The sequence below is a fragment of the Mangrovibacterium lignilyticum genome, assembly GCF_010882175.1.
Lineage (GTDB): Bacteria > Bacteroidota > Bacteroidia > Bacteroidales > Prolixibacteraceae > Mangrovibacterium > Mangrovibacterium lignilyticum.
The window spans coordinates 1,696,701-1,715,337 of record NZ_WKLH01000002.1; the positions used below are offsets into that span (position 1 = coordinate 1,696,701).

Below are 18,637 nucleotides of genomic sequence, written 5' to 3' on the forward strand. Positions count from 1 at the left end.
CTGAACAACATTCATTAATATGACATTACAAGAAGCTTCTGATTTTTTTGAACGGTTAAAGACTGAAACCTCCACCAAGTCGGAAATCAAGATTTACGACAGGTTCCTTTATCTTCTCTCAGCATTGAAAAGCAGAGCATTCCCGAAAGAAGAAACGCAATCCCTGGAAACGGAACTTGATCGCTTACAATTGGCATCGAATCCGGATAACCGGAAAAAGTACTTTAAGCGCGCATTAGCTAAATTTGAAAGACAGTTAAACGATCGGTTTTCCTTAATTACCAAAGGGTATTATACTAATTTAGGAACCGGCTTAGGATTGACTTTTGGCGTTCTTTTGGGCGTTGTTGTTTTATCGGGCTTTGAGCGTTCTTTGGGGATCTCGTTGGGTTTGGTTATTGGCATGTTAATTGGCTTAGTGATCGGACGATCGATGGATTCCAAAGCAACCAATGAAGGCCGGGTTTTATAATTGTAGCATCTAAATAATAAAAAATAGACCATGAGAAAAACATTCGTCATTCTACTTTCATTCATTGCCTGCTCAGCATCGGCTCAAATCTCATTCAACTCCGGAAGTGTTCGATTAGATCGGGACTTAAACACAATTAATGCAAGTGCTTCAGCTAATTTTGGAGATTTCATCGTCGATTTAATTGGCTCATACAATGTTTCCGAAAATAAAATAGAATATATGAAAGGGCAATTGGAGATGGCTCCGGCTGAGATTTATTTGGCCTTAGAACTATCTGATTTATCCCACTTACCAATTGATAATGTGCTTCGAATCCATGAAAGAAATAAGAGTAAAGGTTGGGGGTATACGGCAAAAGAAGTTGGAATAAAACCCGGGTCACCTGAATTTCATCGCTTGAAAGACAATGCTGTTTCCAAAAAAAATAAAGGTCATGAAAAAGGCGAAGGACATGGAAAGAATCAAGGGAACGGAAAGAATAAAGAAAAGAAACAAAATAAACGGAACTAGCTTGGGGAGCTTCCCCGGCTACAGAGCGAATCCTTTCGCATGGTGTTGTATTTAGCGACATGATGCAATCGTTCGGCAGCAGAAGGACAAGAAAGAACAATTGGCTAAGAGCAGGACCTGGGTAATAAACAGCATCCGTTTACATTTACCATTGGCAGTTATAAAAAAAAATGGGACGATTAACGAAATTCATAAATGGCAATATTGCAGGTAAAACGGTTTTGGGACTTTTTGTCCTGACCAATGCCCTGTACGGATTTATGCTAACGGTTACGATTCCCAAAACAATGGCATTCGCGCATGGGATGAAATTGCCAGACATGCTACCAGGGGGATATGACTTAAGCTATGTCAACGAATTATTCAGCTCGCTTGGTGAAATTGGTCGCACAACTTATTTAACGAATCAACTACCGGTGGATATGATTTATCCACTATTTTTTGGATTGACTTACAGCTTGCTTTTAGCTTACTTCCTAAAAAAACTAAACAAGCTCAATGTCCCGTTTACTTATCTCTGCCTGCTGCCGGTAATTGCAGGGGCAGCAGATTATCTGGAGAATGCTGGACTTATCTTCCTGTTAAAAAGCTATCCCGACCTAACAGCACTTGCCGTAAAAACAACGAGTACTTTTTCGGTCGTAAAAAGTGTCTCAACAAGTGTGTTTTTTGTTGTGCTGCTTATCGTTCTAATCATGCTCGGAATTAAAGCCCTAAGCAAGATAAAAACAAGTGCTAATCGCGCAGACAACTCCGCCAAAAAGGATTGAACCGGCATTTAAAAACGCGTTGGATTTAACCGAAGTCCGAAAACAGACTCCAAACCTTACTCCCGCATGAACCCCTGCTTGCTGTGTAATTCAGCTAGCAAACGATAAATCCACACCATCATACCCAAAAAAAGAGAAACGACTGTTCCTCTTTTTCTTTTTAACGAAACGATTTGGAAGGACAATAAATTGCTTGTTAGTTATAGTCAATTTGAAGGCGATTATGTAAATTGAGGATTAATAAACAGATCGGACAATTGATACCGAGAGATAAGGGTCTGTTTGTAACCGATAGCTATAAACCGGGCGTGACGCTATACAGCGAGAGCCTGCAAACAAAACCGAATACCGTGAAATTAATTATTACAACTATTTTCGTTCTGACAAGCTTGGTAAGCTTCGGACAAAGTCCAGTCTTAGATGACTTGTGGAAACTTTACGGATCACGAGATTATGACAAAGTGATTGAGAAGGCAAAGCCACATCTAGACAACGATTCCATAAAAGTAGACCTAAATTTATTGCTAGGGCGTACTTATGCAGATAAAGCGGATTTCAAAACAGCAATTCCGTTTCTTGAATACACTGTAAATAATACCCCGGATAACTCGTGGAGAAAAGCATGGGCATTAGGGTATTTAGGTGCTTGTCAGTTCATGCTCCAAAACTATAACGATTCAAGGAAAGTAATAAAGGAATGTTTTGATTTAAACACCACTAAAAATGTAAGCCGATACGCATACAGTAAAATTCTGTTGTTCGGATTTGACGATTTTTACAAGGACTGGAAAATTGTCGAGTCAGAGCATTTCCGATTTCATTTTCAACACATGGATGATTCTGATATTGAAAGTTATATTGCTTCAAGAGAAGCGGCTTTTCAGAACATCAATATATTCTTTGATAGCGAATTACCAAAAAAAATTGATTTTTTCGTCTGGAATTCAAAAGAGGATGCGAAAGAACTGTTACGAACCAATTTAGGATTTGCTGATCCTCATTTTTGCATTGTCCATTCTCATTACCAACAAACGATAGGTCATGAAATGACGCATGTCATATCAAATTATTCAACCAATATGATTCAAAAAACCGGATTGATTAATGAAGGTACTTCCGTTTGTTTTGACCAAACAAACCAGGATAAAGAACAAATCGTGAAAGATTGGCTGAAAAACAACGACAAGAAGCTTACGATTAGCGACATTTGGACAAATTGGAAGAATTATCCCGACGAATTAACTTATCCACTAGCTGGGCTATTTGTAAAAGAGTTGATTGATAATTTCGGTAAAGAACAATTCATCGAATTTTTTAGCAATCAAACATACGATAATGCTAAATCAGTATTTGGAGATAAACTTGACAAGCTGATCAATGATTTTGAAAATGAGATAAATATTTGATCCCCATCTCCCCGGCTAGAGCGCGAGAACAGGAATAAACGAAATGAGTATATTTGAAATAACAGGAGAATTAATTCATCCGGAGCAAGCCGGGAACTAAATTTCCGGAATAAGGAGAACAACCAGCCACACCATGCAATGATGTGCTAACAGTGAAAATGATGACCAGGAAACAAACAAAACAAATACTCAGAATCGCATTTATTCTTGCAAGCATATCCTCGTTGTGGTTTGTACCATGGATTTTGGTAAAGGCATGGATATTACCACTCCCTGATACGGTTCAGGAACAACTAAATGAAGGAATCGATCTCGGATTTGATGGCATGATTGTTTATGTGGATCAGGCCGGGAAGCCACCGGAGTTTTATGCCGCTGGCTGGCACGACCGAAAAAATAAAATACCCGCCTACCCGCAAGCCTTATTCAAGATTGCCAGTATTACAAAGCTATATGTTGCTGTTGCTACCGCAAAGTTAGTCAAAGCAGGACGTTTGTCTTTAGATAAATCACTCGCTAATTACTTTCCGGAACTTGCAGGAAGAATTGAATATTCAGACAAGATAACCTTGAGAATGATGCTGCAACATCGGAGTGGTATTCCCAATTTTGTTGACCATCCTGATTATTGGACAAAACCACCAAGGAACAGACAAGAAACACTGGATTACGCACTGGATTTACCGGCTGACTTTGAACCAGATGATGATTATGGTTATTCAAATACCAATTATATGTTGATTGAGGATCTCATTGATAAAACGTTGGGGTATCCCCACCAACAATATATCAAGGAGAAAATTTTGAATCCGCTTGGGTTGAAAAACACGTTCGGTTCGCTTAGTGAAGTGGATATTGATGATGTGATGAGTGGCTATTATGTTGGCGTTGAAACTGATTTCAAAACTGAAGAAACAGGCTTAATGCTAGCTACAGCAGAAGATGTGGGTACATTCTTGCGCGCATTAAACGATGGGTCCTTGTTTGATGCAGGAGAACAGGAAATCTATTCCTCTATCTACGTGTACGAACATACGGGTCTGCTTGTCGGCTACCAAAGCATTGCTAAATACCATAAAGACATGGACATGGTTGTCATTCAATTCAATAACACAACTAATTTTGATGGATATGACTGGAATTTAGCTGAGATCGTGTATAGCCGCATTGTGAAAATATTGAGCCGTGAAAAAAGCTGATAAACGAGTCGGCTGCCGAGCCAATAAGAACTGACGAAAAGATCCTCTCCTACCGATTCAAACGCCATTCGAAGCGATTCGTTGTAACTGTTCTTTCCGACCATTGGTCTGCAAAGAACAATAGCTGGAGAAGAATAGTCTCGAAAGAATAAACACCAAACGTCCGGAATTACGTAATAAGTCATGAAAAGCAAGCTTGTTACTGGCTCTGTAAGTCGAAACTTTAAATTCCGGAAAGCGCAGATGATCACATTGACGATCCGCTATAAGCGATTATAAAGGCGACCAATCTGATGCAAGCCCATTCCGGAAATCATTGCAAAACGGGGCGTACCTGAATGCCAGAGAGTAAGAACATTTAAAATTGAAGTGATATGAAAAAGGGAGCGATCAAGGTAAGTGTTTTATATCCTTCCGGGGAAGGGAAGACATTTGATATGATCTATTATTGCAAAAAACATGTCCCAATGGTTTCAGAACTATTGGGCAATGCTGTCATAGGAGCAACAGTCGAAGAGGGACTTGCCGGAGGTTTACCGGATTCGGAACCAACATACCATGTCATGGGAAATTTATATTTTGAATCTGTTGAAGCATATCAGAACTCATTGGGTCCGAATGCTGAAAAAATCATGGGAGACATCCCTAATTTCACGAACATTGAACCCGTTATTCAAATTAGTCGCGTAATCATTTAATACGCTTATCAACGAGCAAAACTCCCCGCCAATGGGAACTGACGGAAAGAGCCGCTCACATCGGTTCAGAAATCATTCGCAGCGTTTCGTCCGAATTCGCTTCTCCGGCGCCGGACATGTTTTGATTTGAGCGGGAGTTTTACAATCAAAACATCTACTGGGTTGAGTTCATCATCCCCTGATTATAAAAAGTGTGTTGATTAGCAAAGAAGTAGTGATAAAGACGTAATTTTAGTTAGGCATTGCCCGGTAAAATGATCGAACCGAATTACGGTACAACTTTCTTTAGGCTTAATTTATAAACGACTCCGATGAAGAAAATTTTAGATTTATTCAGAACAACACTTGTAGGGGGACTGGTTTTCCTTTTTCCAATGGTTCTCCTACTCATCATTATTCAGAAAGCGCTTAGCCTTGTCAAATTGGTTGTCGATCCGTTAGTCGCTGTCATCCCATTCGACTCTGCATTCGGTTTTCCCATGCACCGTGTTTTGGGTGTAACAATACTGGTTCTTATTTGCCTGCTTGCCGGATACCTGGCAAACTCAAAAGCAGCGAAGCAATTGTCGACCTCCCTGGAAGAAAAGATACTTTCGAAACTCCCGGGTTATACGTTCTACAAAAAGATGGGTGAAAGCATGGTCGGTCTGGAAGAAGATACCGCCCAGTCTGATGTTGTGTTTGTCAAACTGGACGATGCCAAACAATTGGCTTTTTTGATGGATAAATTAGACGATGAGCAATCAGTTGTATTTGTTCCCGATTCACCCAATCCTTTTAGCGGATCAGTGCTGTTTGTTTCAAACGACCGGATTGAAGCAACCAATCTTTCGCGGGCAATGGCCTTTAAAATATGCAAACAAATGGGGGGAGGATCGCGTGATTTGATCACACCGGCAAAAGACAAAGATTGACACCGCTCGCCAATCTTTCGGACCGAAAATATATGGTCAAGCGAACAGGCATATTTAAGACGAATGAGTAATTTTACAATCCTGAAGTTAGCTGCAATAAAGTATGAGGAGACCAACTTGAAGCATTGGGGCCACGAATAAACAGCATAAGGGTTTATACATGAATCAAAAAACACCGGAGATATTAAAGGTTTACTTGCCGAATAAGCGCCAACTTTCGCTACAGGAAATATTTGAAGAGCTAAAACACATTTCGGAGATCAAAAAGTGTTCGTTTTGTGGTTGCAACAGGAACGCGTTAACGGAATTGGCTGAATTAGCAGCAGCGAATAATGAAAAGGAGCTTGCGGCAAAGGCGTTTGAAATGGCGACGAAAATTACGAATCAGAAAAAATATGAATGCTTAGGCTGTCATCCTTGTCGTCCGGCTAACCTATCGAACCTGTTATTTGAAATGGGTGACCTTAAACCTGGTGCGAAAAGTATGATTTGTTCATCCCCCTCTTGCTCCTGCAACACACCGGAACCGACAAACAAATGGCCTGTTGAAAAAGGCAATTACTTTGTTGGAAATGAAAATGCCTCAATTGCGATTAATACCTTATCGAATAAGGAGCTTCCTGAAGAACTATTCAAGCTGTTGAAAGATAAAATCGCCATCGTTGGGTACTGTGAAACCGAAAATATTGGTCTGGAAAAAATAGTGAAGAACATTATTTCCAACACAAATATCCGGACTTTAATCATTTGTGGCAGCGAAAGCGGACAGGATATGATGGATGGCCATTTCTCAGGGCAAGCGCTGCTTTCGTTGCATAAAAATGGCATAACCGATACAAACAGGATCATTGGAGCGAAAGGCAAACGTCCGATTGTGAAAAACCTGAACAGCGAACAAGTTGAACGTTTTCAAGTGCAAATTGAGCTGATCGAACTTATTGGAAACAATTCAGCAGATGACATCATGCAATGGGTAACAATCGCTCTTTCAAACGAAAAACAGCCGTTTCCGGAACAAGCGATGAATGAGCGATCAAGCAATGAAATCGTGGCACAAAATCCACAAAAGCTACGGTTCGACAAGAAAGGGTATTTTGTGATCATTCCGGATCAGACGACGCACAAAATATACGTTGAATATTACGCCAATTCGGGAGAACTATTGCATACAATCATCGGTGATGATGCGCCAAGCATTTATCACACAATCATTGAAAAGGAATTTATTTCAAGACTGGACCACTGTGCCTATCTCGGTAAAGAATTAACCAAAGCTGAATATTTTATAAAGTATGATATCCCATACCTACAAGACAAAGCATTAGGCGAATTAACAGCTGACGAAACAGACAACAAAAGCGAATAAGCCTGATTGGTTTTTGTTTGACGATTGGATGAACGGTGGGGAGTGCCGATGCTAATTTGTGATATCTGCTTTGATTGGCAAAACAAAGCAACCCGGGCTAAAAGCGGCAAACACCGTTCCGGGCCATTGGCAACCGATAAAGCATCAAAAGGCAATAAAATCTCGTAACATTGATATACACCAAAGATCGTTTGTTATGAAAAATTCAGTTAAAAACCGATTCACTTCTAAACTTACAACGTCGATCTTAAGCTACTACTCCCTCCCCTGTTTCCTTTTCGCTTTTTGCTTACTGGCGCTCTCTCCCCCGGAAGTTCGGGCACAGGATGCAGTCTTAAAACATTCCTACACCTTTGATGATGGAACGGCCAAAGACGTCGTTGGCGGAGCAAATGCGGCATTGAATGGCGGGAAGATCATCAACGGAGAGTATGTCGCTTTTTCGCAGGGACAATTCATTTTGTTACCGGCCAGTGAAATTGCGCTTAACAGCTATCCTTCCCTCAGTCTGGAAGCTTACCTGGGAGCCGGGCACCTGAATGCTTATTTCACCATGTTGTCTTACTTTGGAAATTCAGTTGGCCCCTTTGGGACAAACTACCTGTTTCAATCGCTTGCCAATGGCGGAAAAAGTGTTACCGGCATCTCCTGCAAGAACGACCAAACGCCCTGGGCCACTTCTTCCTATGTATTTGGCAACCTGACGAATGATGCTAGGTACCACCATGTGGTAAGCACTTTCGATAATCATGAAATGAAGTTTTACATTGATGGTGTTTTAGTCGACCAAAACACGGTTGATGAATTCCCCAACAATGAAATTGCCAACCTCAGCAACCAGTTTGCCTATTTGTGTAAATCGGGCTATATGCAAGATCCCACCTGGTTCGGCTCTGTCGATCAGTTCAACATTTACGAAGGTGTTCTGGATGCAGCCACCATTGCTAACTCTGCAAAAAATTACCAGGCAGGTTTGAGAGAAATCCCTGCGGAAGTCAAAGAACTGCTCAGCAATGTATTGGTTAACCCGGGATTTAAACCTGAAAGCGACTTGTCGGATGAATTTATGCAATCGTACAAGCAAGGTAAATTTGTGGTTTACCCCACCGTTATCCGGACACCCGATTCAACCGCCTTTTCCCCAAGCTCGGCAAAGGCATTTGCTGAATTACTGGCAGCTGATTTGGATTTAAATGCGGAATTCAACGAAACAGTACTCAGTCCCGGGGAATTGGAAGGTCAGGGCCAATTCGACTTCTTCAATAACGACATGAAACGATTGGCCAGTGGAATTCAGGAAGAAGGCACCAGCGCTGACTACTATGTGATCCTGGAAATTCTGTTTCCGCCCCGGCAAGATGAAACGGTAAATGTTTTCGGTATTCATATTCTTGTGTTAGACAAGGATACGGAGAATGCTTTTTCGTTTTTGCTAAATGCGCATCACGACTACTTTGCTTACAACAGTCTGTCGGCAGCAAATGCTGACGCTGACAACCTGGAGGCATTGAAACTGAAATGTGCCCGGGTGGCTTTCGATGCTTTCAAGAAACAGATTGAATATGCGGAATAAGGAATCGAAAGAATGTAAAAATATAAAACGTCATTGCGGGCAGAGGAAGCAACAGATCGCTTCATCCTTCGTCCGCGCAATGACGTTTCTTATTCTTTACCCGATCATCCGACATTGAAATATTCCTATTTCGTTTTATCCGGTGCCTCCGGAATAGCCGGTAGTGGCTTGTATTCGGTTTTTACTTTTTCGTTGATTCGCTCAATGGCTTTATTCAACTGGGCATCGTTACCCATGTATTCCTGGTACGGATCATTATCCTGCACCATGTCGGGTTCAACGCCATGTCCTTCAATAATCCATTTACTTTCTTCGGAAGAGAAAGAGGCAAACTCGGGTTTCCGCAAATCAGCGCCATCAACAAAGGGCAACGATCCGCTGATCCCTACAACTCCACCCCAACTGCGCGTACCGATAACCGGTCCGAGCTTGTAATGTTTGAAACCATAGGGGAACAAGTCACCATCCGACGCGGAGTATTTGTCGATCAACAGAACTTTGGGCCCTACCATCATCTTGGTTGGCACCGGCGTTGGATGTTTGTAGTTCCTGCGGGTGTTCTGCCGCTGAACTTCGCGTTGCAGACGTTCAAGAATCATTGGCGAAACATTTCCGCCGCCATTTCCGCGGTCGTCAATAATCAAGCCTTTCTTATTTAACTGCGGATAGAACAAACGGGCAAACATGTTTAAGCCTTCAGGCCCCATATCGGGAATGTGGATGTACCCCACTTCTCCGTTTGTCGCTTTGCTGACTTTCTCAATGTTGGTTTGAATCCAGTTGTAATAATACAATTCCGCTTCATCAGCAATTGGTTTCACTAATACCTTGCGTGCTCCTTCTTCGCTGGCTTTGCTGTTCAAACTGAGTTCAACTTCCTGATCGGCCTTGCCAACCAACATCGCATACAAGTCGTTGGTCGTTTTTGTGCTAATGCCGTTCACCGCCACAATGTATTCACCAACTTTGGCGTCCACACCAACTTCGGTTAATGGCGAACGCAACTTTTTGTCCCAGTTGGCTCCCTTCAAAATCTCGTTAATTTTGAAATAGCCCGAAGCATCGGCACCAATTTTTGCGCCTAACAAACCTGTTTTAATACGCTCCGGTTTCGGGCGTTCGCCGCTCTGCACATAGGCGTGTCCAACATTCAACTCACCAATTAATTCACCAATAAGGTAAGTCAAATCATCGCGGTGGCGAACAAAGGGAACCAAGACTGAATATTTGTCGTGCATCGCTTTCCAATCCAAACCATGCATGTTCTCCACGTAAAAGAAATCGCGCATTTGTCGCCAGCTTTCATCGTAAATCTGTTTCCATTCTTTTTGGTAATCCACCCATACTTTCATGTTCGACAGATCGACTGTTTCATCCACTTTCACCGGTCCTGAAGGCAACGGAATAACGCTATACTTACCGCCCTCACGCACAATCATTTTTTTCTTGTTGGCTGTAATTCCGTAAGTGAATTTCCCGAGCTCAGTTTCTTTCTTATCCTTCAAATCGTACATCTTGGTCTGCCGTCCGTTGCTGTATTCCGTATAGTAAACCTTGTCGTTAACCAACTGCACATTGTAATACCCCGACGCTTTTACGGGCAACGAAACGATGCGGTCTTTAAGTCCGTCGAAGTCGATTTTCACCGTTTTATCAGCCGCTTTTGCTGACTCTTTACTGTCTTCTTTTTTATCGGCCGAGCCTTCTTCTTCCACCTTCACGGTGTCGTTTTCCAGTGCAAAAGGAGAAGTCGTCTCTTGCGACAAAATCGCTAAGTAAACGCGTGACATGTCCGAATAAGAATGATTCCATTCGGTATGGCTATACGTTGGGTTGAAGTCGCGTTCGGAAACGAAAACAATGTATTTCCCATCGGCCGAGAAATTTGGAGAACCACTGTCGTACCAGTTGTCAGTTACATCGTTAACGTCTTTGGTGTCGAGGTTATAAACTGAAACGGTCGAAAAATCATTGTCGGTCGGCTTACTGAAAACAATCCACTTGCTGTCGGGTGACCAGTTGTACGCTCTGATCTGACCGTATTCCGATTCGTACGCTGTTGTCACCTTTTTGCTTTCAACATCGACGTACTTCAGGCGCAATTTCCGATCCGCCCACATGATCTTTTTGCTGTCGGGCGACCACTCCAGGGTAAATTTATAAGTGTCAGCACCATCCGTCAGTTGAATGGCCGTGGCTCCTATTTTGGCTTCCTTCATGTACACTTCAAATTCACCGGTCTCATCCGACAGGTAGGCAATATATTTACCATCGGGCGACCAGGTCGCTTCGCGTTCGTGTACTCCGGTTGTTTGAGTCAGGTTTTCAGTTAATCCTTTGTCGGCCGGAACACTGAACACATCACCACGCGCACTAAACAGCATTCGTTCGGCATCAGGCGAAGCATCGACATTAAAAATTTGTTTCGAAGCGTCTTTCCATTCATTGCGGGCATACAAAAAGTCGTTGTTGATATACACCGGAACTTTCACCGGCGTTTTATCCGTCACATTCATTTTATAGATGTAACCACCATTCTCAAACACGATCTCGTCGCCACCAATTGATGGAAATTTCACATCGTAGGTATCAAAATTGGTGACCTTTTCGGTTGTTCCGGTTTTCGTGTTGTACACAAAAATGTTCATCGTGCGGTCACGATCCGACAAGAAGAAAATCTCGTCGCCCGCCCACATGGGGAAAATATCCTGCGCATCATTGTTGGTGACATTCTTTATTTCCTTCGACTTAAAATCAAAGGTCCAAACATCGTCAGCCATTCCGCCTTTGTAATATTTCCAGGTACGGAATTCACGGAACACCCGGTTGAAAGCCAACTTTTCACCATCGGGCGAGAAGCTGCAAAAACCACCTTCAGCTAAAGGCAGTTCCGCTGAAAGTCCACCTGTTGCCGACACTTTAAAAAGCTGCCCTTTGAAGGAGTTGAAACTTTGCTTCCGCGACCGGTAAACAATCTCTTTTCCATCGGGCGACCAGGCCATCACAATGTTGTTTGGCCCCATGCGGTCCGACACCAAATCGCGATCAAGCGTTGCAGTATACGTCAACCGTTGCGGAGCACCACCTTCGGCAGGAATTGTAAACACTTCGGTATTGCCATCATATTGCCCTGTAAAAGCAATGGTTTTTCCATCGGGTGAAAACCTGGCAAACATTTCATAGCCAATATCGGAGGTCAGCTTTCGGGCTGTTCCGCCATCCGCCGGAACGGTGTACAAATCACCGGCATAGGTAAACACAATTTGATTGCCCATTATCGCGGGAAACCGCAATAACCGGGCTTCCTGATCAGCGGCATGGCTCACCACCGCCATCGAAAGGAACGTGAGTAAGAAAACTAAACATCGTTTAATCATAGGAATCTATTTTGTGATAATTGTTAAAATCAATTTTGACCTTCTTTAAGCTATATGTAGACAAACTGCCGATAAATTACAGTTAAGTAGCTGGAAAATCACATTAAATGAATGCAAAGAATAAGTTTCGGGGGCGTTCTGCGCACATCTTTTGGCTGATGATTTTGCAACTTTGCCGCACATTCAATAGAATGCTAGAAGTTAATCAGAAAACAAAAGATAAACAATGATTGAATTTTGGTTGATCAGACACGGAGAAACGGTGGAGAACGCGCAAGGCATTTGTCAGGGACAAACACCGGGAACCCTCAACGAAGAAGGAATTTTACAAGCCAAGGCTGTTGGTGAGTATTTAAAAGAGGAACAGTTTGACGTCGTTTATTCCAGCGATTTGCTGCGGACGATGAAAACCACGGCAGAGATTACCAAATTTCATCCGGAGAATGAAATTATTCCCGAACCGCTGTTGCGTGAACGCTACCTGGCCGCCTGGCAAGGAAAACCATTCCCCAAAAACTGGAAAGACTTGGACCTTCCGGAAGGAGCCGAAACCAGCGACGATTTGATTGAACGGGCCAAGAAATTCATCGCCATCCTGCACGAAAAACACGAAGGACAAAAAGTAATGGCCATGAGCCATGGCGGTTTGATTCGGGCCTACTGGACCGTACTAAACGGCCTCAACAATTCGGAGTACTACAACTGGGAAGCTCCGAAAAACACGTCCATCAGTCGTTTTGAATTGTATCCCGACGGAACTGTAAAAACCATTGTCCGCAACCTGGCCGACCACACGAAGCTGGTTACTGTAGAAGCCAATGGCAAAAACACGAGCGACTGGCAATTGTAACGTATTCGTTTAAAATAGAACAGACCGATTAAAGGGAATGAAATTGCATGAAAATTTCATTCCCTTTTTTGTAATTATTCGGGAAAGTTGGTGACCAATTAACCGACTTAAAAAACCAATATCACAACAAACCATTCACCTTTAACCCCTGATTCATGAAGCATCTATTTCTTCTGGTAACGGCCCTGTTTTTTTTCTCAGGCGCATCCAAACTCATTGCGCAAAACAGCGCTGTCTTTGATCAACACCAGGCATTCAATCCCAACCTGATGACTTACCCGGAATCACCCTATCGCAGTGCAAGTGGTATTCCGGCCGCAAACTACTGGCAAAATAAAGCCGATTATCAGATTAAGGCTGAGCTGGACACAACAAACCATGAGATTAAAGCAAGCGTGATCCTGACGTACACGAATAACAGCCCGGATCAGCTATCGTATTTGTGGCTCGAACTGGGACAGAACTTATTTCAGGAAGGCTCGCGCGGAAGTTTCAGCCAGAGCGCAAAAACCGACGCCGGTGGTTTTCAGTTTGACGAAATCAACGTAGTGCGGAAAACAGAATCAATTCCTGCAGATTACTTAGTTGACGACACCCGCATGCAAATCAGGCTGAATGAACCTGTACCCGCAAAAGGCGGTGGTATTCAGCTTAGCTTTCAATACTCTTTCAAAATAAGCAACACCCAGTTTCGCACCGGCCTGGCAGCAACCAAAAACGGAACCATTTACGATGTTGCCCAATGGTATCCGCGGATGTGCGTGTACGATGATATTCGGGGATGGAACACCCTTCCTTACCAGGGAGCCGGTGAGTTCTATTGCGAGTATGGCGATTTCAACTACGAGATCACCTTGCCTGCCGATCTGATTGTTGTTGGCTCGGGCGAGTTGACAAACCCGGAAGAGGTGCTGACCAAAAAGCAAGTTAACCGTTTGCAAAAAGCCAGGACAACCGACGCGACTCAGTTTATTATTACCCCGGACGAAGTGGGAACAAAATCAGCGCGGCCTCAAGGCACCGAAAAACGATGCTGGAAATTCACCATGACTAACAGCCGCGATGTCGCGTGGGCTGCCTCAAAAGCCTATGTGTGGGATGCTGCAAAAATAGATCTCCCGGAAGGGAAAACAGCTTTGGCCATGTCGGTTTACCCAATCGAAAGTGTTGGCGACTCGGCCTGGTCCCGCTCAACGGAGTACCTGAAACACTCCATCGAACACTTCTCGTCGTGGTGGTTCCCCTACCCATACCCGGTAGCCATTAACATTGCCGGTCCAGTAGGCGGAATGGAATACCCCGGCCTGTGTTTTTGCAGCTGGAAATTCAACTCAGCCAAGGTAACTTATTTTGTCACCGCTCACGAAATCGGGCACAACTGGTTCCCCATGATTGTGGGATCGAACGAACGTCGCCATGCTTTTATCGACGAAGGCTTCAACACTTTCATCGACATTTATGCGCAGGATGATTTTAACAACGGCGAATTTGCCCCCAAACGAGATGGCGAATACGACCCGGAAGGTAAGAACCCGGCTCGCGACATTGTCCCGTACATGATTCGCCCGGATGCTGAAAGCCTGGCTAACCTTCCCGATGTGCTGCAACAGAAATATTCGCACACGCTCAGTTATTATAAATCGGCTCTGGGATTGGTGATTGCCCGCGAATACATTTTAGACACCGACCGTTTTGATTATGCTTTCCGCGAGTTTATCCGCCAATGGGCTTTTAAACACCCGGCTCCAAATGACTTTTTCCGACTCATGAATAATGCTGCCGGTGAAGATCTGAACTGGTTTTGGAATGCCTGGTATTACCAAACATGGACACTCGATCAGGCAGTGACCAAGGTCGAATATACGGAAGATGCACCAGCGAAAGGCGCAAAAATAACGCTGAAAAACCTGCAACAAATGGTGATGCCGGTCAAACTGAAGATCAAAGAGGAAAACGGAACGGAAACGGTTGTTGAACTGCCGGTTGAAGTTTGGCAAAAAGGAAGTCCTTATGTGTATCCGTTCGCCTCGAAAAGCAAAATTATTTCGGTTGATGTTGATCCCGACATGCAACTACCCGACATTGATGATAGTAACAACCACTGGCGCGCCGATGGACATTCACTAAGTAAAAAATAGATCGCAACAATCCATTCGAAATAGATAGAGGTAGCTTCCAAACGAGGCTGCCTCTTTTCATTTAATCGTTAGTTGTTCCGCTCAATGTATCTCTGAAACCAATACCGGATTTAATTTCAGTCGATTGCGCTCAACACCACGAGTTTCAAAAACCGCTGTAAACGAAGCATCACGCCCGTCGAAATAACGAGTGGCAAAAGCCTGCGCTGAATCTGCATTGGTGAAATATTCAACCGTCGCTTTCACGCCAATATCGTGATCGGAGAAAAACAGGAAACGAGCGGTCTGCTTGGGTCCGCTCATACGACTGACTATCGCATATTCAGAGACCAGCCCTTCAGTCGACAGGTTAAATTCCTGTTGTGGCTGAATGGAATCACCTGAAAACTGCAGTCGATTGCCCTGAAGGTTGAAGGCCCGATTGCCTTCATTAAAAAGACGAATAAACTTATTCTCGTTTTTCAGCGGCCCCACATAAATTGAGTTGCCCTCAATAATATCTGAGTAGCTTGAATTCGATGAGAAACGAATGGTAAAATCAGCTTCATTTCGCTGAAAAAGCGCGGCTAATTCTTTGGTTGCAAAGGCAGCCATGCCGGTTGTATAAAAATAATTGGCGGGCTCAACCTGATTCTTTAGCTCGGGATGTTTTTCCAGGAAAGCATACACTTCATCCAGACTGTTAATGTTGTAATCGCGAAACCAGCCGTGTGTTCCCGTTGCCAATTCGCCCATCAATCCATACGAGTCACCGATAACCAAACTGGTGGAAGCATCGTTATCGAAGAAGCCTTTCCAAAAAAATGGTGCCGGTTCCGGCCTGTTCACCAAGAAAAATATCAGCCACGAAAGCAATAAAGCAGAGAGCAAGATTGGCACTAAAAAACGCCTGCGATTCCGAACCGGTTTTTCAATTTTGTTTGGCACAAAATCCACCCGGTACTGCCCTTTTTCAATCACCATCCGCCAGGCATCTTCGGCCCCTTCATCCTCATAGTAATTGTCGAGCTTCTTGCGCAAATTGTAAATATTTACCCGAATACGCGCATTCCCACTTTCCGCGTCAAACTTATCACCAAGCAGATCAACCCCAATGCTGGTCTCCTTCAAATCGGCTCCGGCCAAGGTCGAATTAACCAGGTATTCGAGCAAAACACTACTTGTCGGCGACTTGGCAAAAGTGCTGGTCGACAAGACATGCTCCAGCAGCCTTTTTTTCGCTATATGATCAAGATCGTTCATTTCAAAAGAGTTGACTATCGAATTTAACCGTTTCAAGTACCGTTAAACGGACGTTAAAAGTACGATTCTGCGTTAAATTTACTTGCTTTAATCTAGAATTTGAGAACATTCATTTGTAAAAACCTGCATTGAAGCAGAAAACCAGTCAAACCGATTCTCAAAAACTCAAATAGTCGTTCCTTATATAAAACTGATAAAATGAAAACAAAGCTCTTTTTCCTGATCTTGATGCTGGGCAGTTTACTGACACAAGCCCAACCGAACTTCATCACCAATGTCAACAGCCGGACCAATACCAGTCTCGGCGGCAAATGGAAATACATCATCGACCAGTACAGCACCGGCGCCATCGGCTTTTCGCCTTTGTATGAAAACAAGAAACCGAAAGACAAAACCGACCGGGTGGAATACAGTTTCGACGATGCACAAAGCCTTTGGGTGCCGGGATCGTGGAATGCACAGAAAGATGAATTGTACTATTACGAAGGAAGCATGTGGTACCGCAAAACCTTCGTCTTCCAACCGAAATTGAAAAACTCACGGGTGTTTATTTACGTGGGGGCAGCCAACTATAAAACGCAATACTCTTTTAACGGCAAAAGACTGGGCGAGCACGAAGGCGGGTTCACACCTTTCAGCTTCGAGGTAACAGACCTGATTAAAGAAAAGGACAACTTTGTGATTCTGGGTGTGAATAATCGCCGTGAACCCGATTACATTCCGGGCATGGTGACCGACTGGTACAATTACGGTGGAATTACCCGCGATGTAAAACTGGTAGAAGTTCCGCAAACATTTATTGACGATTTTACGGTGTCGCTAAAAAAAGAAACCGTTGCCGCGAAAGAAAAAGAGATTGAAGGCGAGCTGACTTTAAACGGAGACCAGCTACCGGCTGAAGCTCGTGTTTCCATTCCTGAACTGGGACTGGAGCAAATGGTTCAAATTGGTGACAACGGAAAAGGAACCTTCAGTTTCAAATCAAAAAAGCTGGATTTGTGGAGCCCCGAAAATCCCAAATTATACACCATCACGCTGTCTGCCGGCGAGGACGAGCTGTCGGATCAGGTTGGCTTCCGTACCATTGAAACCAAAGGCAAACAAATTTTGCTGAACGGCCAGCCAATCTTCCTGCGCGGTATCTCCATTCACGATGAAAACCCGATCCGTGCCGACCGAGCTCATTCGGTTGATGACGCCAAACTACTGTTGGGATGGGCCAAAGAACTGGGATGTAATTTTGCCCGTCTGGCACATTACCCACATCAGGAAAACATTGTTCGCATGGCGGACCAACTGGGAATTCTGCTTTGGGAAGAGCTGCCGCTGTATTGGGGAATTAACTGGCAAAGCGAGTCGGTACTCGAAAATGCCAAGCGCCAGTATGCCGAAGTCATTCGCCGTGATAAAAACCGGGCCGCGACTATTATCTGGAGTATTGCCAACGAAACCACTCCGGGCGACTCCCGCAACAAATTTCTGGGTTCGGTTGCCGACTATGTTCGTGAGCTCGATTCGACCCGCTTGCTGAGTGCGGCCTGCAAAAAAGATTTAGCTGTTGACGGACATCCCGACAACGATTACCTGGTGAGTGACCCAATCGCTGAGAAACTGGATATCGTCAGTTTCAACGAATACATTGGTTGGTACGGTGGTGCTCCGGAAGAAAGCCGCAAGAAGACTTTCATTATCGCCTACGACAAACCGGTTATCATCAGTGAATTTGGCGGCGGTGCGATCCAGGGTTTCCATGCTGACTCGACAACCCGCTGGAGCGAAGAATACCAGGCCTATATGTACAAAGAAAATATTGACATGTTTGAGCGTGTTCCGGGCTTATCGGGAATGACCCCCTGGATTTTGGCGGACTTCCAATCGCCATTGCGCCAGTTACCCAATGTACAGGATGGCTGGAATAGAAAAGGCCTGATATCGGAAACCGGCCAAAAGAAGAAAGCGTTCTTTGTGCTGCAGAAATACTACGAGCAAAAGAGAGAAGCCGTGAAATAAATAGATCTTCCGGTGAACTAAAATCACCGTTAGGAAGATACCCCATTTGATGGCTGGCACCTTATTAATTATGGTGTCAGCCATTTTTCATTCAAAACAGGAGACTAAC

Annotated in this window: 14 protein-coding genes; 12 read left to right on the top strand and 2 right to left on the bottom strand. The window is 43.8% G+C overall.

The genetic code is table 11. From position 1 onward, the window contains the following. Nucleotides 1-19: 19 nt before the first annotated feature. The 9 genes from GJV22_RS13920 (at nucleotide 20) to GJV22_RS13960 (ending at nucleotide 8,911) form a co-directional block, all read left to right on the top strand. Nucleotides 20-472, top strand: coding sequence for a hypothetical protein (locus GJV22_RS13920; protein ID WP_163714604.1), 453 nt, complete (start codon nucleotides 20-22; stop codon nucleotides 470-472). A 30-nt stretch (nucleotides 473-502) separates the two neighbouring features. After that, nucleotides 503-985: a hypothetical protein gene (locus tag GJV22_RS13925; protein WP_163714607.1), complete on the top strand. Its 483-nt coding sequence runs from the start codon at nucleotides 503-505 to the stop codon at nucleotides 983-985. 170 nt (nucleotides 986-1,155) lie between these two features. Continuing rightward, nucleotides 1,156-1,755, top strand: a complete 600-nt coding sequence (locus GJV22_RS13930; RefSeq protein WP_163714608.1) for a hypothetical protein — start codon at nucleotides 1,156-1,158, stop codon at nucleotides 1,753-1,755. Between the two features lie 350 nt (nucleotides 1,756-2,105). Further along, nucleotides 2,106-3,161, top strand: coding sequence for a tetratricopeptide repeat protein (locus GJV22_RS13935; RefSeq protein ID WP_163714611.1), 1,056 nt, complete (start codon nucleotides 2,106-2,108; stop codon nucleotides 3,159-3,161). Nucleotides 3,162-3,322: 161 nt separating this feature from the next. After that, the gene (locus tag GJV22_RS13940; protein WP_163714614.1) at nucleotides 3,323-4,360 is read left to right on the top strand and encodes a serine hydrolase domain-containing protein; all 1,038 of its coding nucleotides are present in this window, start codon (nucleotides 3,323-3,325) and stop codon (nucleotides 4,358-4,360) included. A gap of 374 nt (nucleotides 4,361-4,734) precedes the next feature. Next, nucleotides 4,735-5,058, top strand: a complete 324-nt coding sequence (locus GJV22_RS13945; protein ID WP_163714617.1) for an EthD family reductase — start codon at nucleotides 4,735-4,737, stop codon at nucleotides 5,056-5,058. A 311-nt stretch (nucleotides 5,059-5,369) separates the two neighbouring features. Continuing rightward, entirely contained in the window at nucleotides 5,370-5,972 is a 603-nt protein-coding gene (locus GJV22_RS13950; protein WP_163714620.1) for a DUF502 domain-containing protein, read from the top strand. A gap of 160 nt (nucleotides 5,973-6,132) precedes the next feature. Then, nucleotides 6,133-7,338: a DUF4346 domain-containing protein gene (locus GJV22_RS13955; protein ID WP_163714623.1), complete on the top strand. Its 1,206-nt coding sequence runs from the start codon at nucleotides 6,133-6,135 to the stop codon at nucleotides 7,336-7,338. Between the two features lie 196 nt (nucleotides 7,339-7,534). After that, the gene (locus GJV22_RS13960; RefSeq protein ID WP_163714626.1) at nucleotides 7,535-8,911 is read left to right on the top strand and encodes a LamG domain-containing protein; all 1,377 of its coding nucleotides are present in this window, start codon (nucleotides 7,535-7,537) and stop codon (nucleotides 8,909-8,911) included. A gap of 125 nt (nucleotides 8,912-9,036) precedes the next feature. Here GJV22_RS13960 and GJV22_RS13965 read toward each other — a convergent pair whose 3' ends face one another. Beyond that, on the bottom strand, nucleotides 9,037-12,288 hold the full coding sequence (locus GJV22_RS13965; RefSeq protein WP_163714629.1) for a S41 family peptidase: 3,252 nt from the start codon (nucleotides 12,286-12,288) through the stop codon (nucleotides 9,037-9,039). Between the two features lie 226 nt (nucleotides 12,289-12,514). Between GJV22_RS13965 and GJV22_RS13970 the strand changes: the two genes are divergently transcribed. Together GJV22_RS13970 and GJV22_RS13975 are read left to right on the top strand one after the other, a co-directional pair. Continuing rightward, nucleotides 12,515-13,138 (top strand): histidine phosphatase family protein, encoded by a 624-nt coding sequence (locus GJV22_RS13970; RefSeq protein WP_163714632.1) that lies wholly within the window; start codon nucleotides 12,515-12,517, stop codon nucleotides 13,136-13,138. 155 nt (nucleotides 13,139-13,293) lie between these two features. Further along, nucleotides 13,294-15,276 carry a M1 family metallopeptidase gene (locus tag GJV22_RS13975; protein ID WP_163714634.1) on the top strand — a complete coding sequence of 661 codons (1,983 nt, stop codon included), beginning with the start codon at nucleotides 13,294-13,296 and terminating at the stop codon, nucleotides 15,274-15,276. An 81-nt stretch (nucleotides 15,277-15,357) separates the two neighbouring features. Here GJV22_RS13975 and GJV22_RS13980 read toward each other — a convergent pair whose 3' ends face one another. Then, nucleotides 15,358-16,518, bottom strand: a complete 1,161-nt coding sequence (locus GJV22_RS13980) for a helix-turn-helix domain-containing protein (protein WP_163714637.1) — start codon at nucleotides 16,516-16,518, stop codon at nucleotides 15,358-15,360. A gap of 198 nt (nucleotides 16,519-16,716) precedes the next feature. On the opposite strand from GJV22_RS13980, the gene GJV22_RS13985 reads away from it, so the two are divergent. Further along, entirely contained in the window at nucleotides 16,717-18,528 is a 1,812-nt protein-coding gene (locus tag GJV22_RS13985; RefSeq protein ID WP_163714640.1) for a glycoside hydrolase family 2 protein, read from the top strand. Nucleotides 18,529-18,637 lie beyond the last annotated feature (109 nt).